Here is a 20749-nt window from a genome sequence, read left to right on the forward strand (position 1 = left end):
GATTACCATACATGGGGTGATGAACAAGCTCCGCCAACTTCCTCCGGCCGGCCCCGCATGGGGCGGCAGCCTCATGGGTACGTCGATCGTGTCGCGACTGCTCGTCGAAAAGAACATGATGCTTGGCGCGAGCATCTTCGCAGCGATCGCCTCCGCAATCCTCGTTGTATTGGTGGTTGGCTTTGTCACATACCGCCAGCCGAGCTTCAAACGCACCTCAATGGCGGAATGGTCGATGTTCTTCATCGGAATCCTCGCGCTCGGCGCCGCACTGTCTGGGTTGACGGATGTGCCGGTGTACCGCCTGGTCGGCTTTTGGATCGGCGCGCCCGTCACCACCTTGACCTGGGCGATCCAACTCACGCGATTCGAAGGAAAACCACGGTTTACGTGGGGGCTGCCGCTTGTCGGCCCGATGATCTCCGCGTCTGTGGCCGGCTGGCTGGCCCGCGACTACGGGCAGATCTACCACGTCATGGGCACAGTGTTTTTCTTCATGTCGCTGCTGACCGCAGTGCCGGTGTTCATGCGCGTCTACTGGGCTGCCTGGCACGGTGAGGTTGATCTGTCGGGCCCGAACTCTGCGACCGCATGGGTGCCGCTCGGCGTGATCGGCCAATCCACTACCGCGTTACAGATCCTCTACCCCGGCTACTTCTCGGTCCACTACGGCTACGTGGCGCTTATGCTGTCCATCCCGCTGGCCATCTACGCCATGGTCACCTTCTACCCCAACGTCGCACGCTGGACGCAGTACTCCCCCGCCTGGTGGTCGTGCACGTTCCCGCCGGGCACGGTGAGCATGGGTGGCCACCAGGTGGCGCTGGTCAACGGGTCGCACTGGCTGGACGCCGTTGCCTTGGCAATTCCGTTCCTGCTGCTCGCACACTGGATGGTGTGCTCGAGCAGGTTCATCAGTTGGGTTATCGAAGGTCGCCGGGACAACAACTCGCAGTCGACGCAGACGCCCCAGACCTCGAAGGCTGCGCCCCAGATGGCGGCCTAGCGCGCCACGTTGAGGTCGACCTCGATCCCGCCAACGCGCCCGCGGGAGGTGAACTGCCACACCGCGGGTTCCGGGAACCCGAGCGGGCGCGGCCACTTCCCCAACTGCGCCGGGTCCGTCACGGTGTTGTCGCCCCAGTGCGCGAGCCAGAGTTCCCCAAACTGTGCAGGGCTGGCCATCCCCATGTGCCGGCGCCAGTACCAGGCGTTGGTGTAAAACCCGGCCACTTCCACGCCAGCTTGGGTGAAGCACTCTACAGCGGTGTGGACGTCGTCAAGCGTAAGCCCCGCGGGTGACTCCACGTCGAGCCACATGGGCAATTGCGTATCGACGAGCACCTCACACGCCACCTCCACCTGCCGCTGCACCGTCGTGCCCTCTGAGGGGGCGCGGAGAAAGTGGTAGGTGGAGGTGGCGCAGCCGGCGGTGGTGGCGTCGAGAAGCAATTGCTCAAAACACGGGTCGCGGTAGGTGCCGTCCGTGGTGCGGATGATGGCGAAGTCGAAGCCGGTGAAGTCGAAGCCTCGTTGGTATTCGGAGACGTCGACGCCGAATCTCACCGCTTCTTCAGCCCCATGCGCGGGGTGAAGCTTTCGGGATGGCGCCGCTGCGCTGCGGCATCGGCGATGGTCAGGCGCCACTTCGGGTCGGTCACCGGCATGTTGGAAATCGGGAACCAGCCGACCTCGACCGACTCGTCGTCACCGACGATGGGCACGGCGGTGGGGTCTGTAGCCTCGCAACGAATCTGCACCGACATGTACGTCGCCTTATCCCCGTTGTCGTGCGTGACCGGGCCAACCACGCCGACGCCGAGGATTGCCGCCGGCTCGACCTCCACACCAGTCTCCTCGAGCACCTCGCGCACCGCGGCCATGTGAGGCTCCTCGCTCGGGTCCGCGATGCCGGTCACCGGGGTCCAGTTCCCATTGTCGGCGCGGCGCACGAGCAGCACGTCCGGCACTGCCCAGTCGGAGGTGTCCGCTGAATCGCGCAACACCACCGCGCACACGCTGGGCACCCACATCAGGTCGGTGCCGATCTTTTTACGGGTTTCCACAATGAACTCCGGGATAGGCATGGGTGCGAGTGTACAATCCCTTCCGATATGAGCACTTCCGTGACCGAACCCGAACAGCCCACGCGCACCTTCCTGCAGCGCGTGCCCACGCCGGTGTTTGTCACGGTCTACGGCGCACTCGTCGTCGCCGCGGTGGTGGGGGCCGTGTTCGGGCTGCGATACACCGCAGACGCGGAAAGCACCGAGGCGTCCCTGCCACAACCGGTGCGCCCCTTTAACCCGGCCCCGGCCGATCCTGCCAATGTGGCGGCGAGTGTGCGCCCCCACCTGATCCAGAACCTGCAGGTAGGCAAAACCAACACTGGTGTGATGGCGCGTGGCGATCTCGCCGAGTACGTCATGAGCGATTCCACCGAGTTCGCCGGCCACGTCTCACGCCTGCTCGAGCAGAACTGCCTAGACACGCTCGAGCTGACCACCCCAGACGGCATGCGGGTGAACTTCTGGGGCTTTTGCTTTGCGACGATACCCGCCACCACCATCCAAAACACCTTCGATTTCGCCGTAGCCCAAGGCGCTGACTCCGCGTCCTTCGCCGTCTACCCCGCCCAGAACAACTTCCACGAAATCAGACTGATCTGGACCGACGCGGAAGCAACCGGCTACGACGCGAAGCAACTCGAGCGGCAGTGGAAGCAACTCGACCGCCCCGACGAGATCGACCGCATCGCGTTCTTCGGCTACTACGACGACGAGGTCATCGTGGTGGACAACGACAAGAAGGACGGCAGGTCCACCAAGACGTTCCCCGCCGGTGAGGCGTTCAACGAGAAGTGGGGCCTCGAGCGCTAACTACCAGCGCTCATTACCAGCGCTGGGGCACGAGATCCGCGTCAGGCACGACGTGGTTGATCACGGCCATCACCTGGTTGATGTTGGAGTAGCTCATCAGCAGCGGATCCTCCATGCCTTCGAAACACTCCTCCCCCGCACGGCCAGCCTCGGTGCCTGAGACCACTCCGATGACCGTGGCCCGGCCGTTGATCTCGGTGAACACCGGCCCGCCCGAGTCGCCCGAAGCGGCGCAGACGGAGGCGATGTCGCCGTGGGTTTGGGCCTCGGCGTCGTCGTCAAGGTTCACGATCTGCACACGCTGGGTCGCCTCAAACTTGCCGCAGGTATAGCCGGTGGTCGCGCCGGTTTTGCACACGCGGTCGAGATCGTGCAGGTCCTTGGCGATACCGGTTGCGATCGGAGCACCGACGACATCCATGAACCGCTCGGCATCGGTGATCTCGATGATGCCGACATCGATACCTCTCGTTTCCTCATTCGCGTCGCCGTACATGCCGGAATAGATGAACTTGCCCACCTCGTGCGCGTAGTCGAAGGCTGTCTCCGCATTCGTCGGCCACACAAGGTCGCCCGCACGCCCGCAGTGGCCCGCAGTCACGGCATAGGCTCGGCCGTCAGCGCCAGTAAACGAGAACGCTGCAGTGCACGACTGAGCGGTGAAGTGCTCACCCGGCTCCGGGTAATGGTCCGTGGACTGAATGCGCGTACCCGGCGCCCACGGCGCGAACGCAGGCACGAGCACGTTGCTCTCCTCCACCGGTGCAGGCGGGGCCTCATTCGGCGTTTGCACACGCTCAAGCGCGTGGCGCTCCTCCACCGTGGGAGTTGGGAATTGGCTCGTGGTCAGCCCGAGCCACACCACCATCGCAACAGCAGCAAGCGTTGCGACGATCACCGTAATCCACCCACCGGTCCGCAAACCCGTACGCCGCTGAGTGGGCGGCGCAGACAGAGCAGGCTGCGCGGGCGTGCCGGGCACGCCGGGCATGTCCGGGAACTGCCACTGCTGGCCATCCTCCGGCTGGTAGCGCCGCGCCAGGTTGTCGTCGCCTGCCTGATGTTCAGGGAAGGTCAAGCGCGAGCCTTACTTGTCGGCGTCGGAGTTTTCGGCGTCGGTGTCGTCGTCAAGAAAAAACTTGTCACCCTTGGCGGCTTCCTCGGCCTGGATCTTGATGTCGCGCAGGAACTTCTCCGGATCGAACTCCGTGTACTGCTCAGGGCCTGCGAACTGCTCTTGTGCCATCGGTGGGGATCCTTTCCTAGACGTCCGTGCGCTCGATTGCGTCGGCGATGAATGCCTTGACCTGCTCGGCGTCATTCGGCAGATCCACAACGTGGCGCTCGGCGTCCATAATCGCGGCGAAGCGCTCCGGCACCTCCGGAAGCTCGCCAATTGCCTCCACAATGGTATCCGCGAATTTCACCGGCAGCGCAGTCTCCAGCACAACAATGGGAGTTTCTACGCTGTCTGCCAGCTGCTGCGCCACGAACACGCCGTCGGCGGTGTGCGGGTCAATAACCACGCCGTACTCGTCCTTGATGCGCTTGATCGTGGCAATGCGGTCCGCATGCGTCGAGGTGCCCGAGCCGAAACCGTACTTGTCGGTGATGCGCTCAAGCGTATCGGTGTCCAGCGCGAAGCCGCCCTCTTTGACCTTGGTGCCGAAGAGCTCGCGGGTGGTGTCCGCGTCGCGGTCCAGCGCGTCGAAGATCATGCGCTCAAAGTTCGACGCCTTGGAAATATCCATCGACGGCGACGAGGTGGCGTACGTGTCGGCTGCGGAACGCGGGCGGTAATCACCGGTGGTGAAGAACTCGTGCAGGACGTTGTTCTCGTTCGTCGCCACGATCAGGCGATCAAGCGGCAGCCCCATCTGCTTGGCAATGTGGCCTGCGCACACGTTGCCAAAGTTACCGGTAGGCACGCAGATCGAAACCTGCTCCTCGTTCGTCTTCGTCGTCTTGAGGTATGTGGCGATGTAGTACACCACCTGCGCAAGCAAACGCGCGAAGTTAATGGAGTTGACCGCGCCGATCGAGTACTTCGACTTAAACTCCGCGTCCGCGCTGACTTCCTTGACCACGTCCTGGCAATCATCGAAAACGCCGTCGAGCGCGATGTTGAAAATGTTCGGGTCATCCAGGCCGAACATCTGGGCCTGCTGGAACGGGGTCATACGCCCGGCCGGGGTGAGCATGAACACGCGGATGTTGTCGCGGCCACGCATGGCGTACTCGGCCGACGAGCCGGTATCGCCCGAGGTCGCGCCCAGAATATTGATCTCTTCGCCGCGGCGCCCGAGTTCGTACTCGAAGAGCTCGCCGAGCAGCTGCATCGCCATGTCCTTAAACGCAGCGGTCGGACCTTCGGAGAGGTGCGCGATGTGCAGGCCGTCGTTCAGACGCGTAACCGGCACGATCTCCTCGTCCGCGAACACCGGGGTGCGGTACGCACGCTTGGCAATCGCCTCAAGGTCCGCTGCCGGGATGTCATCGACGAACAGCTTCAATACCTCTGCGGCAAGTGCGGCGTAGCCGTCGTTGGCCAAAAGGGTGCGCCACTCGTCGAGAAGCGCCGGCGAAAGTGTCGGGTACACCGCCGGCATAAACAGCCCGCCGTCCGGACTTAAGCCGGTGAGCAGGATGTCAGTGAAGGAACGGGCCTGGGCAGTTGCGTCGCGCGTCGAAATGAAGTCCACGCCGGGCAGTCTACGTGATCGGTGTATGCCCTTGGTCGGAATGGGCATTTACGTTCAGCGTCGGCAGGCCCGGAAAGCCGCACTTTGGTGCGGTCGTGGGGCCTCGATTCGTTCATATGCAGGGCTCGATATGCGTAACTGCAGGTCAGCGCAAAATTGGGAAAACGGCCCGAAAGGTATCTCCAAAGCCGTGACCAGGACTTACGCATATCGAGCCCTGCACATGAACGTTGGGGGGCGGTGGTGCGTGAGCGCGCGACGGCGGGGTGCTGCACCGGTGTGGCTCTGCGCTAGTGGCGCGGGGGCTCCTGGCGGCCGGTGAGGATGTCCACGACGGAGCGGATTGCGGCGTCGCCAAGCGGTGCCACCGAGCGCTCCTTCGGCTGCTCCGGTGTGGATGCCCGGCGCGGGCTCGGCTCGACGGTGACGTTAAGCGTCGTGTCGTCGAGTTCGAGCTTTGCGGACGGGTCGATGCCGGCGACGCGGGCGGCGTCGACGAGTGCGACGAGGTCGGCGAAGGTTGCGTTGTCAAGGTCGATAGTCATGTTCACTGCCATGCCCACAGAGCTTATTGATTCCGCAACCGCCGCGCCTAGTCGAATTCCAGAGACTGCTTTTCGCCCCAGAACACCTCCTCCACCACGCGGTGGGCGCGCCGGGTGATGCGCAGGTAGTCCTCGAGAAACTCTTGCTGGTCGTCGGGGTCGTATCCGGCAGAGCCAGCGACCTGAGCCAGTTGCGGGCCCGGTGCGGGGAGCTGGTCCTCACGCTTGCCGGAGACGAGCACAATAGCGTTGCGGGCGCGGGTCGCGGTGAGCCACGCGGTGCGCAGGGTTCGCGCCTTGTCGGCGGAAAGCACCTCGGGGTCGTCGAGCTCCACGAGGAAGTCCAGTGCGTCAAGTGTGGACGGGGTGCGCAGTTCGTGATGACGATGCGCGTGCGCCATGGTGATCAGTTGGACGGTCCACTCCACATCGGCAAGTGCGCCGCGGCCAAGTTTGGTGTGGGTGGCCCGGTCGGCGCCACGGGGCAGGCGCTCGTTATCCACGCGGGCTTTGATGCGGCGGATCTCGCGAATATCGGCAGGTGTTGCGCCGGCCTCGGGGTAGCGGAACTCGGCGATGGCCGAAAGGAAGCGCTCCCCTACCTCGCGGTCGCCGGCGACGACGTTGGCGCGAAGGAGTGCTTGGCGCTCCCAGACTTCGCCCCACTCGCGGTAGTAACGCACGTAGGAGGCGATGGTGCGCGTCACCGGACCGGAGCGCCCCTCGGGGCGCAGACCCAGGTCCACCTCTAGCGGCGGGTCGCCGGATGGTTTGGACAGGCGGGTACGGATCTGGTCGAGCACCTTCGTGGCCCAAGCGATGGCTTCTGTTTCGTCGACGCCGTCTGCTGGTTCGGTGACCACCATGACGTCGGCGTCAGAGCCGTAGCCCAACTCGGCGCCGCCAAGCCGGCCCATCCCGATCACGGCGATTCGTGCGGGGGCCTCGTCGAGACCAGCGGCGGCAGTGGTCGAATACACCTCTGCCTGCAGCGCTGCTTCGAGCACCGCGTCCCACACGTAGGTCAGTTCCAGGCAAACCTGGCGTACCTCCATCAGGCCTAGCAGGTCGGCGGCAGCGATACGAGCCAACTCGGCCCGGCGCAGGGAACGCGCCACCGACACCGCTTTCTCCGGGTCGGCTTGGTGGCGCTTCGCGGAGGCAATGATCGCCTTATGCACCTGATCGGGAGCCACCTCGAGCAGGCGCGGGCCGGCGGAGCCATCCCCGAGCAGTTTCACCACGTCAGGTGCGGAAATGATCAGATCGGAGGTGTACGGGGAGGTGCCGAGGATGTGCATGAGGCGTTGGGAGGCCACGCCTTCGTCGCGAAGCATGCGCAAGAACCAACTGCGATCCACCGCGGCCTCGGACAGCTTGCGGTAGTTGAGTAGGCCCTGGTCGGGATCGGCGGTGTCGGCCAGCCAGTGCATGAGTGTGGGCAGCAGGATCTCCTGCAGTTTCGCCTTGCGGGAGGTGCCCTTGATCAGCGCGGTCAGGTGGTCAAACGCGCGCGCCGGGTGGCGGTAGCCCAGGGCTGCCAACTGGTCCTTCACACCGGCGGCGGAAAGTGTTGCTTCACCGACGGTGAGGTCCACCACGGCGTCCAGCAGCGGGCGGTAGAAGAGACGCTCGTGCAGCGTGGCCACCTCGTGGCGGATGGCCTTGAGATGCCGGTTCATCGCCTCAGGGGCGGTACCGCGTGGCCCGGCTGAGAAGCCTGCGGCGCGGGCGAGCCACCGGTTGCGCTTCTCATCATCGGCCTCCGGCAGTTGGTGGGTGCGTTTGAACCGCTGCAGTTGGAGACGATGCTCGAGCAGGCGCAAAAACTCATACGCGTCGGTGAGCACCTTCGCGTCCTCGCGGCCCACGTACCCGCCCTTGGCCAGGTCGGCGAGGGCTTCGAGGGTGTTGCGGGCGCGCAGGGTGTCGTCGATACGCCCGTGCACGAGTTGGAGCAGTTGCACGGCGAACTCGACGTCGCGAAGCCCACCGGGGCCGAGCTTGAGTTCACGGTCGCGCACGTCTGCGGGCACGTTTTCCAGCACGCGGCGGCGCATGGCTTGGACGTCTTCGACGAAGGAGTCGCGCTGGGACGCCTCCCACACCAGCGGCGACAACGCGTCCGAATACGCCTGGCCCAGATCCATCGATCCGGTCATCGGACGGGCCTTGAGCAGTGCCTGGAACTCCCAGGTCTGCGCCCACTTTTTGTAGTACGCCACGTGCGAATCAAGCGTGCGCACCAGGGCTCCGGCTGCCCCTTCGGGCCGCAGGTTCGCGTCCACTTCGAAGAAGCAGGCGGAGCCGATGCGCATCATCTCGCTGGCCACGCGCGTGATCTTGGTGGTCACAGGCTCGGCGACGAACACGACGTCCACATCCGAGATGTAGTTCAGCTCCCACGCGCCGCACTTGCCCATGGCGATCACGGCCAGGTCAGCGTCGATGTCCTCGTCGCCGTAGACTTCCCGCACCGCGACCGCAAGTGCCGCCGTGAGCGCCGCATCCGCCAGGTCCGTGAGCCGGTCCGTGGTGTAGGCGTACGTCATTGGTTCGCCCTCGCCGAAGCCCTTCACCGCGGCGAAAGTGCCAGCGAGGTCTGCGGCTGCAACGCGCATCACGAGGTTGCGGTGGGCTGTACGGAGCTTTTGCTTTGCGACGCCAACCTCACCCACCTCAGCCCGATACAGGCCCGGCCCGTCCGCATCCACGCCAACCGCGCCGAGCATGGCGCGGAACATGTCGGGGCGGGACGGGAGGTCGTCGCAAAGCAATCGCCACTGCTCAGGGTTGGCAATGAGGTGATCCGACAGCGCGGTCGAGCCACCGAGCAGCGCGAAGAAGCGCGTGCGGAAGATCGAGTTCGCGCGCAGTTCGGCAAGGAGCTCGTCCCACGAATCCAGCGCCTCGTGCAGGCGGTAGGCGTTGTTGAGCGCCAGATCCGGATCCGCGGCACCCGCCAACGTGTAGCCAAGCTCCTCGGAATCAAAACCGAGCTCGGCTAAGTCCTCGGCGGCGCGCGGGCTGGTCAGGCCAAGTTTCGCGGGCTTCACTACAAATCAATCCCGGTTTCGATCTCCCACGGGGTGATCTTCGAGGTGTACTCGTGCCACTCCTGCCATTTGGCGCGCAGGAAGAATTCGAAGACCTGCTCGCCAAGCACCTCGGCCATGAACTCGGAGCGCTCCAGGTGGCGCAACGCCTGATCGAGCGAGGTCGGCAGGTCCCGGTACCCCATGGCGCGGCGCTCGCGGCGGGTCAGCGCGAACACGTCGTCGCGTGCTGGCTCGTCGAGCTCGTAGCCCTCCTCGATCCCCTTCAGGCCAGCGGCGAGGATGGCTGCGTATGCCAGGTATGGGTTGCAGGCCGAATCCAGCGAGCGCACCTCCGCCCGGCGCGACTCCGCTTTGTGCAGACGGTAGGTGGGCACGCGCACCATCGCGGAACGGTTCGAAATGCCCCAGGTCGCCGCGGTCGGCGCTTCGGAGCCGAACTGGAGGCGCTTGTACGAATTCACCCACTGGTTGGTCACCGCGGAGATTTCGCTGGCGTGCTCGATAATGCCGGCGATGAACTGGCGGCCGGTTTTGGAGAGGCTGATTTCGTCGTCTGGATCGTGGAACGCGTTGGTGTCGCCTTCGAACAGGGAGAAGTGCGTGTGCATCGCCGAGCCTTCAAGGTCCGCGAACGGCTTGGGCATGAACGTGGCATGCACCCCGTTAATCTCCGCGACGGTCTTGACCAGGTAGCGGAAGGTCAGGATGTTGTCGGCCATGGTCAGTGCATCGGTGTGGCGCAGGTCGATCTCCTGCTGGCCTGGGGATCCCTCGTGGTGGGAGAACTCGGTGACAATGCCCATGTACTCCAGCGCGGATACCGCCATCCGACGCAAGCGCGGGGCCTCGTTGCGTTTGGCCTGGTCGAAGTAGCCGCCCTTGTCCGCAGGGGTTGGCGGCTGGTCGCCCTGGCCGGGTTTGACCACGTAGAACTCGATTTCGGGGCTAGCCAAAAACTCGAATCCCATGTCGCGGGCGTTATTCATCTGGCGGCGTAGCACCTGACGCGGATCTGCAAACAGCGGACCGCCGTCGGGCATGGTGATATCGCAAAACATGCGAGCGGTCTGCAGGCCGGAATCTTCATCGAACGGCAACGGCTGGTACGTCGACGGGTCCGGGCGCAGCAACGTGTCCGATTCAGAGACCCGCGAGAAGCCTTCGATGGAAGAACCGTCAAACCCCACGCCTTCCTCGAAAGCACTCTCGAGTTCCGCAGGCGACATCATCACCGTTTTCAGCGAGCCGAAAATATCGGTGAACCATAGGCGGATAAAGGCAATGTCTTGCTGCTCGACGAGTCGCAGCACGTTGTCGGTTTGGGCGCTCATGGCACATAACTGTAGCGGGCGCCGCGATTCGAAAACGGGCCAAGCGCAAATCGGCGTGCGCGCTAGACTCGGAGGCATTACATGCGCTGAAACTGCGTCGATCACATGTCGAACCCGCGTCGGTGAGGAGAGCACACACATCATGTCCGAACAGGCTGAACAGACACCCCAGAACTTCCTTGAGGTGGAGATCAAGTTGGCGGTGGACGAGGACACCGGCATTCCAGATCTCATCCAACTGCCGGGGGTGACGTCGATTGAGTCCACGCAGGAGCACAACCTGTCCGCGGTCTACTACGACACTGCGGATCTACGCCTGACGCGTTCCAAGATCACGCTGCGTCGCCGCACCGGCGGTTCGGATGACGGCTGGCACATCAAGTTGCCGCAGGAGGGTGGCCGCAAGGAGGTGCGCATGCCTCTCGACGACCCCACGACCGTGCCCGAAGCCCTCCTTTCGGAAGTTCGTGCCATTGTGCGCACGGAACCGCTAGAGCCGATCGCCCAGGTGGATAACCGCCGCGTAGAGATCACGCTTGCAGGCGAGGGCGGCCCTGTTGCGGAGTTTTGCGACGACCACGTCACCGCCTGGTCGCTGCTTCCAGGTGGTGAGCGCACGAACTGGCGCGAATGGGAGCTCGAACTCGCCGACGCCCTTGCGGACACCGAGGCGGGCGATGACCTGATTACCCAGGCAGGGTCTTTCCTGATCTCTGCGGGCGCGCGCAAGTCCTCCTCGCCGTCGAAGTTGGCCACGGCGCTTGGGGATTCGATCAAGTCCGCTCCCCTGCCCCCACACGTCCAAGGCGAAGTTGAGGAGGGGACGCCGGCTGCGGCGGTGGTGTCGTCGCTACGCAAACAGCGCGATGCGATCGTCGGTTGGGAGCCACGCGTGCGTGCCGATGAGTTCGATTCCGTCCACCAACTGCGCGTGGCCACCCGCGAGATGCGCTCCCTGCTGGAGACGTTCGAGGGCATCCTCGAAGGCGAAGCACTCGCGACACTGGAGGACGAACTGAAGTACTCCGCGGGCGTGCTCGGCATCGCCCGTGACGCTGAGGTTGTGGAGGAGCGCTTCCTCGCACTGCTGGATTCGGACGAGTCTGGGCTTATCGACGACACCGCGCGCACCCACATCGAACACGACATGCGCCGCGACTACGAGGCCGCCCACGCCGACATTGTGGAGATGCTGGACTCCGAGCGGTTCATGTCGCTGCTGGATGCGGTAGATGCGTTGCTTGCGGAGCCGCCGGTGGCGGTTGGTGACGGCGCTAAGGATGCTGACGGCGCTAAGTCGGAGAAGAAACAATCCAAGAAGGTCCTCTACGACCACCTCAAGCGCGGCTACAAAAAGTTGAAGAAGCGCCACAAGAAGGTCGCCGAATACTACGACGACACCACCTTGCCGCTGCACGAGCGCGAGGACTACGTCCACGACGTGCGCAAGGCTGCCAAGAAGTTGCGCTACTCCGCTGTCGCAGCCCAGGAAGCAGGCCTGAAGGCAGGGCGTTTGGCTAAGGCATGCAAGGCGCTGCAAAGCCAGTTGGGTGACTTCCAGGACGCGGTGACCTCACGCGAGCGCATCGAGCGACTCGCTAACGAGGCCCGCGAGCGCGGCGAGGACACCTTCTCCTACGGCATGCTCTACCAGCGTGAACTCGACCGCGGTGAGGCGGCGCTTCGTGATTACGACGACACCGTGCGCGAAGTACGCAAGGCGTTTAAGAAGATCAAGCCGTAACGCACGGCCCGGCGGGGCTTACTTTTCCCAAGAAGGGGTCTCGCCCCAGTCGTCGTCGGCTTCGTCTGCGGCGTCTGCAGCTTTGTTGCGCTGCGCCGCAATCGCCAGCGCATTTTCGGCTTCCTCGCGCGTGGCGTACGGGCCCATGCGGTTATCCCAGGAGGCTTCCTTGCCCTGGGTGACCTCGCCGGTAGACGGGTTGTAGTAGTACTGCTCGTCAGCCATGATCTGCTCCTTTATGTTCGTTGCTTTTACCGCCCCTACCCTACCGAGACGGTTGGTAGTGTGGTGGCCGTTAAGGAGCGTGTAATGGCAGCATTTCAAACCCCCAAAACTTCCCCCGCCCAGCGCGTCCGCGCAGCTCACTCAGGTGACGGACATGTGGCGTCCGCACCGGCGACGTGGGTGTTGATCGGCGAGAACGTTGACCACTTTGGTGGCGTGACGTTGGCTGGGACGGCGTCGCTACGTGCGGCTGCGGCGGCGAGCCCGCGTGACGACGACACCATCGCCCTGACCGCCCGCGGCCCCTTCGGCGACTTCACCGCCAAAACAACCCTGGCCGCGCTGCACGAGGACGAGGTCACAGATCCGCTCGCGCGCCGCTGGACCGGGCTGGTGCAGTCGCTGATCCAGCGCCAGGTGCTTTCCCGCGACACTGCAGGCCTGGACATCACCGTCGAGTCCGACGTGCCGCTCGGTGCCGGCCTCGGTTCGCTGTACGCCGCCGATGCCGCGATCGCGCTGGCGTTGGCGGGCGGGCACGGTGACATCGATACCGCACCCTTCCGCACCCGGCTCGCGGAGATCTGCTCGCACGCCGTAGCCACATACTCATCGCTGGCGGTGCTGCGCGCTCGCCACTCTGTGGCCCTGCGTGGCGGTGGCGCAGGCGTAAGTGTTCTCGACTACGCCGACGGGTCACTCACCGAAGCACCCCACCCAGCCCGCCACGGCGTACGCGTGTTCTCCTTGTCCAAGGAATTGGGCAAGCCGTACGACGTGCAAACCAAGGCGATTGCGAACCGCCGCGAATTTATCGACGCCGCCTGCTCCAACTTCGGCGTCGAGTCCCTTCGCCAACTGCCCGATGCCACCAACCGCGTCGTCCAATGGGTCGAAGCGCGCCGCTCCGTTGGCGACGAGACCGCACCCGAACCCGACGCCGTCCGCCAGTGGGTGCAGTTCTGCGAAACCGAAACGCTTCGCTCCCTTGCCGCAGCCAAGGCGCTGCGCTCCCGGCGCGCCAACGAGCTGTTCACGCTGCTGAACTCCCCGTCCGAGGCCCACGACCTGACCACCCCGGATGCGCTGGTCGCCCTGGCGCGCGAGCGCGGTGCCATCGCCGCCCGCCCAGCCGCCACGGGCACCTCCGACGCGGTGATCGCGTTCGTGCCGGTGCAAGACGCCGACACGTTCGCCGCCACCATGGCGAAGGACCTTGAGGTCGTGGAGATCACCCCGGGTGAGGTCGCCCGCCTCGAGGACTAGACCAGCGCTAGACCAGTGCTAGTCCGCGGGCCAGGCGAAGCCGACCTCGCGGGCGTCGGTGTCGGCGTGGACGAGTGAGAACTTCGTGGATACGCCTTCCTCGGGCGCGCCGGCAGAGCGTGCGAGCACTGGCGGGTCGACGATGAACACGCGGGACTGTTCCTCGCCGGACTTCAGCGTGACGCCGTCGAAGTTGTGGCCCACCCACGGCTCGAGCACCGTCGCCTCCGTGAGGTGCAGGCAGGCCTTTTCCACGGTGTTGGCCAACTGGGAGGAGCGGCCCATGGTTTTCAGCATGCGTGCGGCGTCGCGCGTGACCCACTCCGGCACGGGCGTCCCGGCGCAGATGGCAAGGCAGACTTCGGTGGCGAAGCGGTCGATGAGCCTGCGCAGCGGCGCCGTAACGTGGGCGTAGTAGCCGCCGATCCCGGCGTGGACCTCGGGAGCGTCCTTGGACAGGTCGACGTAGCCGGAGCCGCGCAGGAGTTTCTGAGCTTCGCGCATGACGGCCATGCCGTGCGGGGTGTCCGCGTCCACGCCGGCCAAGAACTCGCCAATGTCGCCGGTGACGTCGAAGCCCAGGTTGCGGGCCTCGCGGCGGAACTCGGCCTCGCTTTCCGCTGACGCCGGCTGGAGGGTACGCAGGAACCCCACGCCGGCGTCCACCATCATCTGGCCTGCAACCATGCCGGTGAGCAGGGAGATCTCCGAGTTGTAGTCCATGATCGGGTGGCGCGGCTCAATGGCGAGTTCGTAGGCGTCTCCGTCGCGGGCCACGCGCACGGACGGCACACGCAGGTTGATCGCGTGCCTGCGTAGCGACGACTGCTGACGCAACCGGCCAACCTCCGGCAACAGTGCAATCGAGGGGTGTATGGAGCCATCCTCCAGGGAGGCGTGCACGCCCTCGTAGTCCAAACGCGCCACCGAGTGGACGAGTGCGCGCTCGACGTGGGCCGAGTCGACCTCCCCTTCCCCGTCCAGGTCGAAGGTCCACAGCACGGCGGGCCTATCCACGTCCGGCAGCAGCGACGCCGACCCTTCGGAGACTTCCTCCGGGTGCAGGCGTGCCGGCTCGTCGGGCAGGTAGATCGTCTGGCCGCGCTGCAACGACTCCTCATGCACGCCGGAGTCACTCTCGACGAACGCCGCCACGTCCGCAATCGCATACCGCACCCGGCACCCGCCACCGGCACGCTGCTCCACGAACACGGCCTGGTCCAAATCTTTAGAGCCGGCCGGGTCGATGGTGACAAAGGGGATATCGCGGGCGTCGATACGCACATCTGCGAAACGGTCCACCAACTCCGAGGCCTCTGCGTGCAACGATGGCGCAAAGTCGGTGGGCACGTCGAATTCGTGCGCAATTGCGCGGAAGTTCAGGGGTGCGGCGTAGAGCTTCATAAAACGCCATCGTGCCACGAAGTGGGCGAATGAGTCGGCCTATGAGCCGGATTCTGTCCCCCGCAAGCGGGGTGGCGACCATCCATCTGGGTCACCCATCGCTGGGTGCCTCAAGCAGCTACCTTCGGACTGGGCGGGCAGCCTCATCACATCCGACGACCTCTGCGCACGCGCAGGGGTTCTTGCCTTGCTCCCGGTGGGGTTTACCTGGCCACACGTGTTGCCACGCATGCCGGTGCGCTCTTACCGCACCCTTTCACCCTTACCCCGCACAAGGCGGGGCGGTCTACTCTCTGTTGCACTTTCCCGCGGATCGCTCCGGGTTGCTGTTAGCAACCACCGTGCCGTGTGGAGTCCGGACTTTCCTCGACGTGCGCCTGCCTCAATGCTGAGGTGGTTCGCGCCGCCGCGGCCGCCCGGCCGGCTCATTCGCGGTCTAAAGCATACGCCTTTAGGGCGTGAGAGCGGAACCGCCACAAACACGCCGGGTTAGAACGGGACCCCGCTGCGGAAGATGATGTTGGCGTACGGGGTCGTCTCCCCCGTGCGGACCACGAACTTGCAGTCCGCAAGGGCCTGTTTGAGGTGTTCGTGGTCGACGCGGGTGGGGTCGTCGCAAAGTAAAGCGATCTCATCGGGCGCTTGCGTAGCGACGACCGCACCTTCCACCACAACCTCATCCAGAATCGCTTCGACGACATCGGCAAAGCGGGGCACGCCGAAGACCAGCGCGAGGTCCACGACCTCCACCCCGGCGGGGATGGGCAGGCCGCAGTCCGCTACGGCGAAGGTGTCGGTGTGGCCGAGGCCGTTGATCGCGCGGGCCAGTTGGGCGTTGAGAATGCCTGTCTTGCGCATTACTCGAAGTCGCCTACGTTTTCCTTGGTCACGGTGACAACGTCGACCGGGACGATGGCGGTGGCGTCTTCGTCGCGAAGCAGCTTCGCTGCCTCCTCAACCGCCCGGGCGCCGAGCTCACCCGGCTGCTGAGCGATGGTGGCGTGCATGCGGCCGTCGGTGACTGCCTTGAGCCCGTCGATGGTGCCGTCGAAACCAATGACCTTCACATCTTTACCGGCACGATCACCAAGCGCCTCGATAGCGCCGAGAGCCATCTCGTCGTTCTCCGCGAAGATGGCCTTCACGTTCGGGTAGGCCTGCAGCAGGTTGGTGGCAACGTTCAGGCCCTCAGTGCGGTCGAAGTTGGCGGTCTGCTCGCCGACAACCTTGATGTTCGGGTAGTTGGCAATGCCCTCCTTGAAGCCCTTACCGCGGTCGCGAGAGGCGGAGGAGCCGGCGATGCCCTGCAGGATCAGGATCTCGCCCTCTTCGCCGATGGCCTTGGCCAGCTCGTCGGCTGCCTGCTTGCCACCAGCGACGTTGTCGGAGGAGATGAAGGAGGCGACGTCGCCGCCGTTGGAGGAGCGGTCCACGGCGATGACCGGGATGCTGGCGTTGTTCAGGGCCTCGACGGCCGGGACGACGGCGTCGGAGTCGGTCGGGTTGACGATCACGGCGTCGGTGCCGGAGGTGATCGCATTGTTGAGCTGGTCGATCTGGGTCGCAGCGTCGTCCGATGCATCCTGGACGTTCAGGGCGATGCCGAGCTCGTCGGCTTTCTCCTGGGCGCCGTCGCGAAGCTGGACGAAGAACGGGTTGGTCTGGGTGGACAGTGCCAGGGTGACCGCGCCCTCGTCGGCGGAGTCACGGTTGCAGGCGGAAAGCGACAGGGTCATGGCCGTGGCAGCAACGATGGCGGTGGCCTTACGAGCGAAAGACATTTCGGGTACTCCTTGAAGTTGTGAACAGGGGGTCTTGTTCAGGGGTTAAACGGTGGTCTTTTTGCGCAGCACGTCGAAGCCGACGGCTGCTGCGATGACCACGCCGATGACAATCTGCTGCCAGAACGAGCTGACATTGAGCAGGTTCAGGCCGTTGCGGATCACGGCGAGCAGGATCGCGCCGACGAGCGTGCCGGTGGCCTTACCGGTGCCTCCGGCTAGCGACGCGCCACCGATGACCACGGCGGCAATCGCGTCGAGTTCGTAGCCCACACCGGCCTGCGGCTGCGCGGACGACAGGCGGCCCGCCATGACCAAACCGGCAAGCGCGGCGAACAGGCCGCTGAGTGCGTACACGGCGACGAGCACACGCTTGACCGGGATACCGGACAGGCGCGCGGCCTCCTCGTTGCCGCCGATGGCGTACATGGAACGGCCCAGCACGGTGCGCGAGAGGATGAACCAGCACAGCACGCCGGCCAGCAGCATCATCAGAATCGGGATAGGGAACTTTCCGGCGTTGGAGCCGAGCCAGTTCACCTCCTCGGCGGTAGCCATCGGCGAGCCCTGGGAGATCACCAAGGTGGCGCCGCGGGCAATGGACATCATGGCCAGGGTGGAAATGAACGCCGGGAGTTTGCCGTAAGCGGTGGCGATACCGCTGACGGCACCTGCGGCGAAGCCGGTGAGCAGACCCGCGATCAGCGTCAGCCAACCGGGCCAGCCTGCCTCGACGAAGAAGTGGGCCGAGACCATGGCACTGAGTGCCGCCACCGCGCCGACCGACAAGTCAATGCCCGAGGTGACGATGACGAACGTCATGCCGAACGCCAAAATCGCCACGGTGGCGGCCTGCACGCCCACGTTGATCAGGTTGTTCACCGTGAGGAAGTGCGGGGTGGCGATGAACAGCGCGATGCACAGCACGATCAGGCCGACGAGCGCGCCGTTGTTCATGATCCAGTTGATGACGCGCTGGCGAGTACTCAAGCGCTCATCCGTAGTCGTTCCCGTCATGCGCGGGCCTCCGTTTCTGTAAGTGGCGTTTCTGTAAGTGGCGTTTCTGTAAGTGGTTCGACGTGGTCTTCGACGTGGGACACCGCCAGCGCCATAATCTCGTCCTGGGTGGCACCCGCGGGCAGTTCGCCTGCGATGCGGCCGCCGGACATCACCAGGATGCGATCCGACATGCCAATAACCTCAGGCAGTTCCGAGGACACCATGAGCACCGCGCCGCCGGCCTGGGTGATGTCGTTGATGATGTTGTAGATCTCCACTTTGGCGCCGACGTCGACACCGCGCGTGGGTTCGTCGAGAAGCAAAATGTTCGAGCCTGCCAGCACCCAACGACCGAACACGGCCTTTTGCTGGTTGCCGCCGGACAGGTTGCGGATCTCCTGGTCGATGCCGGCCATGCGCACGCGCAATTGCTTGGCGACGTCATCCGCACGCTTACGCTGACCACGCACATCCGCAATCCCCGCACGTGACGACGACCGCAACGTGGCCAGCCCAATATTCTCCCCCACCGTGGCCCCAAGCACGAGGCCTTGCGCCTTGCGGTCCTCCGGCACGTGGCCGATGCCGCGCTTGATCGCCTGAGCGACGGAGCCGGACGGGAGTGGCTCGCCGTTGATGGAAACGGTGCCGGAATCGACGTGGTCGGCACCCGCGATGGCGCGCACGACCTCGGTGCGGCCCGCTCCCACAAGGCCTGCCAGGCCGACAACCTCGCCGGCGCGGATCTCGAAGGAGACGTCCTTGAACTTGCCTTCCGTGGTGAGGTTTTCCACGGTCAGCAGCGGTTTGCCGATCTCTTTATCCACCTTCGGGTACTGGTCCTCAATGTCGCGGCCGACCATGTAGCGCACGAGTTCCGCCTCTGGGGTGGTGGCGGGGACCTCGGCGACAAAGTTGCCGTCGCGAAGCACCGCCACACTGTCGGCGATACGGGCGATCTCGTCCAGGTGGTGCGAGATAAACACCATGCCCACCCCGTTGGCCTTCAAGTCGTCGACCACCATGAACAACTGGTCGACCTCGTGGCCGGTAAGGGCCGCGGTGGGCTCGTCGAGAATCAGCACACGCGCATCCATCGACAACGCCTTCGCGATCTCAACCAACTGCTGGCGCGCAATACCGAGCTCACCGACCGGCGTGTCCAGGTCCACCTTCAGGCCGATACGGTCGATAGCCTCCGCGGCGATGCGGCGCATCTCCTTGAAGTTCACCAACCCTGCCCGGCGCGGCGTGCGCCCGAGCGTGATGTTTTCTGCCACCGACAGCGTCGGCACCAGGTTCAACTCTTGATGGATCGTGGCAATACCGTGCGCTTCTGCGGCCTTGGTGTCGGGCAGGGTGACCGGTTTATCGTCGATAAGAATGCGCCCCGAGGTGGGCTGATACACGCCCGACATCATCTTGATCAGCGTCGATTTACCCGCGCCGTTCTCGCCGAGCAGCGCAAGCACGCGACCCGGCTCGACGGCGAGCGAAACGTTATCAATCACGTTGATCGGCCCGAACGACTTCGAAATGCCGTCCAACCGGATCAGGGGTTTTACCGCTGTGGTCATCTGCTGCACCTCCTTGAAGTGAAGTTGAAATTGCTGGATTCTCGGATAGTCAATGTGGTGGGTAACACCTCGTGCTGCGAGGTCGGCTCCCCGCGGATCAGCGCGGCGATCTTCTCCCACGCACGTCTGCCGACGTCCTCCACATGCTGCTCAATCACCGTCAACGGAACGGGCTGCATCTGAAACGCCGGCTGGTCATCAAACCCAACCAGCGCGAGGTCCTCGCCCAGACCGATCTTGTGGTCCAGCACGTACTGCAGCGCCCCGACCGTCATCATGGAATCCCCCGCGATAATCGCCGACGCGCCACGCTTGAGCAGGTCCGCGGCACCCGCGAAGCCCTCCGCGCTGCTGTAGCCGCCGCGGAAGATCAGACCGTTCGTCTCTGGGGTGTCGCGGATGGCGTCGTGGAAGCCTTCCAGGCGCTGCAGCCCCGTCGACGTACTCGACGGGCCCGCGATATAGCCGATCTGCGTATGCCCGTTGTCCTTGAGGTGCTGGACGGCCTTGCGGATGGAAGGTCGCGCGTCCGTAATCACCGACGGCACCTCCAGCCCCGGCAGCACCCGATCCACCTGCACAATCTTCTGGCCCCGATCCAGCAGCGACTGCACCATCGGCGCGCTGTGCATCGACGGCACGATGATCGCCCCGGCCAGCTGCTGGCCGCTAAAGGTCTGCAACGCGGCGTCGAGTTGGCCGGCGTCCTCGTTGGTGGTGGCGATCATCACCGAAAACCCATCGGTGTCCGCTGCCTGCTGAATCGACGCCGCCATCTGCGCGAAGAACGGATTGACCAGGCTCGGGATGGTTAGCCCCACCGCGGTCGACGCTGCCGAGCGCAACCCCCTCGCCTGCAAATTCGGCACGTAATTCAACTTCGCCGCCGAATGAAACACCCGGTCCCGCGTTTGTTTCGAGATCGCCGGGTTTCCCGCCAGCGCCCGCGACACCGTGGACGGCGAGACACCGGCGTCGAGCGCAACCTCGCGCAACGTGGCCCGTGCTGCCATGGGTCCCTCCGTGTGTGTCCGGATCTTGTTGGGTGCTACTGATGCGTGCAAACGTTTGCACCATGTGCAGAACAACCTAAACCGCAGCTGAGTGTTAGGTCAATAGCGCCACACCCCACACACCCCCGAACGTTGGACTGCCGGCGCCATTTCGTGTGGTTTTGCGGCGGCGTTGGTGGCCGCCGCGGTCGCCCATTACGTTGTTAGCAGTTCCACCCCAGGGC

The 20749-nt window shown here is 64.6% G+C and carries 19 protein-coding genes and 1 other RNA gene; 4 read left to right on the forward strand and 16 right to left on the reverse strand.

Annotation, left to right across the window (positions count from 1 at the left end):
* The first annotated feature begins 19 nt into the window (after positions 1–19).
* Positions 20–1006 carry a TDT family transporter gene (locus HMPREF3048_RS06345; RefSeq protein WP_083316779.1) on the forward strand — a complete coding sequence of 329 codons (987 nt, stop codon included), beginning with the start codon at positions 20–22 and terminating at the stop codon, positions 1004–1006.
* On the opposite strand, the gene HMPREF3048_RS06350 is transcribed toward HMPREF3048_RS06345, so the two are convergent.
* Entirely contained in the window at positions 1003–1566 is a 564-nt protein-coding gene (locus HMPREF3048_RS06350) for a glycoside hydrolase family 25 protein (RefSeq protein ID WP_070771551.1), read from the reverse strand. The two genes, HMPREF3048_RS06345 and HMPREF3048_RS06350, sit on opposite strands and share 4 nt — an antisense overlap.
* Positions 1563–2087, reverse strand: a complete 525-nt coding sequence (locus tag HMPREF3048_RS06355) for an NUDIX hydrolase (protein WP_070771553.1) — start codon at positions 2085–2087, stop codon at positions 1563–1565. Before HMPREF3048_RS06355 ends, HMPREF3048_RS06350 begins: the two co-directional genes overlap by 4 nt.
* Before the next feature lie 27 nt (positions 2088–2114).
* Between HMPREF3048_RS06355 and HMPREF3048_RS06360 the strand changes: the two genes are divergently transcribed.
* Positions 2115–2879: a hypothetical protein gene (locus tag HMPREF3048_RS06360; protein ID WP_070771556.1), complete on the forward strand. Its 765-nt coding sequence runs from the start codon at positions 2115–2117 to the stop codon at positions 2877–2879.
* 13 nt (positions 2880–2892) lie between these two features.
* On the opposite strand, the gene HMPREF3048_RS06365 is transcribed toward HMPREF3048_RS06360, so the two are convergent.
* The 6 genes from HMPREF3048_RS06365 to HMPREF3048_RS06385 form a co-directional block, all read right to left on the reverse strand.
* Complete coding sequence (locus HMPREF3048_RS06365) at positions 2893–3957, reverse strand: S1 family peptidase (protein WP_246818862.1); 1065 nt, start codon at positions 3955–3957, stop codon at positions 2893–2895.
* A 9-nt stretch (positions 3958–3966) separates the two neighbouring features.
* Positions 3967–4125: a hypothetical protein gene (locus HMPREF3048_RS12275; RefSeq protein ID WP_168161888.1), complete on the reverse strand. Its 159-nt coding sequence runs from the start codon at positions 4123–4125 to the stop codon at positions 3967–3969.
* 16 nt (positions 4126–4141) lie between these two features.
* Complete coding sequence (thrC, locus tag HMPREF3048_RS06370; RefSeq protein ID WP_070422145.1) at positions 4142–5581, reverse strand: threonine synthase; 1440 nt, start codon at positions 5579–5581, stop codon at positions 4142–4144.
* Positions 5582–5871: 290 nt separating this feature from the next.
* On the reverse strand, positions 5872–6138 hold the full coding sequence (locus HMPREF3048_RS06375; protein WP_070422144.1) for a hypothetical protein: 267 nt from the start codon (positions 6136–6138) through the stop codon (positions 5872–5874).
* 35 nt (positions 6139–6173) lie between these two features.
* The gene (locus HMPREF3048_RS06380) at positions 6174–9182 is read right to left on the reverse strand and encodes a bifunctional [glutamine synthetase] adenylyltransferase/[glutamine synthetase]-adenylyl-L-tyrosine phosphorylase (protein ID WP_070771558.1); all 3009 of its coding nucleotides are present in this window, start codon (positions 9180–9182) and stop codon (positions 6174–6176) included.
* Complete coding sequence (locus HMPREF3048_RS06385) at positions 9182–10516, reverse strand: glutamine synthetase family protein (RefSeq protein WP_070771560.1); 1335 nt, start codon at positions 10514–10516, stop codon at positions 9182–9184. Before HMPREF3048_RS06385 ends, HMPREF3048_RS06380 begins: the two co-directional genes overlap by 1 nt.
* Positions 10517–10658: 142 nt before the next feature.
* On the opposite strand from HMPREF3048_RS06385, the gene HMPREF3048_RS06390 reads away from it, so the two are divergent.
* The gene (locus HMPREF3048_RS06390; protein WP_070771562.1) at positions 10659–12260 is read left to right on the forward strand and encodes a CYTH and CHAD domain-containing protein; all 1602 of its coding nucleotides are present in this window, start codon (positions 10659–10661) and stop codon (positions 12258–12260) included.
* An 18-nt stretch (positions 12261–12278) separates the two neighbouring features.
* Here HMPREF3048_RS06390 and HMPREF3048_RS06395 read toward each other — a convergent pair whose 3' ends face one another.
* Positions 12279–12485 (reverse strand): hypothetical protein, encoded by a 207-nt coding sequence (locus tag HMPREF3048_RS06395; RefSeq protein ID WP_070422140.1) that lies wholly within the window; start codon positions 12483–12485, stop codon positions 12279–12281.
* A gap of 84 nt (positions 12486–12569) precedes the next feature.
* Between HMPREF3048_RS06395 and HMPREF3048_RS06400 the strand changes: the two genes are divergently transcribed.
* Positions 12570–13751: a galactokinase family protein gene (locus tag HMPREF3048_RS06400; protein WP_070771564.1), complete on the forward strand. Its 1182-nt coding sequence runs from the start codon at positions 12570–12572 to the stop codon at positions 13749–13751.
* A gap of 18 nt (positions 13752–13769) precedes the next feature.
* Here HMPREF3048_RS06400 and HMPREF3048_RS06405 read toward each other — a convergent pair whose 3' ends face one another.
* From HMPREF3048_RS06405 to HMPREF3048_RS06435, 7 genes are all read right to left on the reverse strand, one after another.
* The gene (locus HMPREF3048_RS06405; protein WP_070771601.1) at positions 13770–15155 is read right to left on the reverse strand and encodes an RNB domain-containing ribonuclease; all 1386 of its coding nucleotides are present in this window, start codon (positions 15153–15155) and stop codon (positions 13770–13772) included.
* 26 nt (positions 15156–15181) lie between these two features.
* Positions 15182–15583, reverse strand: an RNA gene (gene rnpB / locus HMPREF3048_RS06410) — RNase P RNA component class A.
* A 61-nt stretch (positions 15584–15644) separates the two neighbouring features.
* On the reverse strand, positions 15645–16013 hold the full coding sequence (rbsD, locus tag HMPREF3048_RS06415) for a D-ribose pyranase (RefSeq protein ID WP_070771566.1): 369 nt from the start codon (positions 16011–16013) through the stop codon (positions 15645–15647).
* The gene (locus tag HMPREF3048_RS06420; RefSeq protein WP_070771568.1) at positions 16013–16936 is read right to left on the reverse strand and encodes a D-ribose ABC transporter substrate-binding protein; all 924 of its coding nucleotides are present in this window, start codon (positions 16934–16936) and stop codon (positions 16013–16015) included. The genes rbsD and HMPREF3048_RS06420 overlap by 1 nt, the downstream gene beginning before the upstream one ends.
* A 45-nt stretch (positions 16937–16981) precedes the next feature.
* Positions 16982–17953 (reverse strand): ABC transporter permease, encoded by a 972-nt coding sequence (locus HMPREF3048_RS06425; RefSeq protein ID WP_070771570.1) that lies wholly within the window; start codon positions 17951–17953, stop codon positions 16982–16984.
* Positions 17950–19512 carry a sugar ABC transporter ATP-binding protein gene (locus HMPREF3048_RS06430; RefSeq protein ID WP_083316781.1) on the reverse strand — a complete coding sequence of 521 codons (1563 nt, stop codon included), beginning with the start codon at positions 19510–19512 and terminating at the stop codon, positions 17950–17952. Before HMPREF3048_RS06430 ends, HMPREF3048_RS06425 begins: the two co-directional genes overlap by 4 nt.
* Complete coding sequence (locus HMPREF3048_RS06435) at positions 19509–20525, reverse strand: LacI family DNA-binding transcriptional regulator (RefSeq protein WP_070422133.1); 1017 nt, start codon at positions 20523–20525, stop codon at positions 19509–19511. The genes HMPREF3048_RS06430 and HMPREF3048_RS06435 overlap by 4 nt, the downstream gene beginning before the upstream one ends.
* Positions 20526–20749: the final 224 nt, after the last annotated feature.

Origin of the sequence: Corynebacterium sp. HMSC075D04, assembly GCF_001815635.1 — a bacterium.
GTDB lineage: Bacteria > Actinomycetota > Actinomycetes > Mycobacteriales > Mycobacteriaceae > Corynebacterium > Corynebacterium coyleae.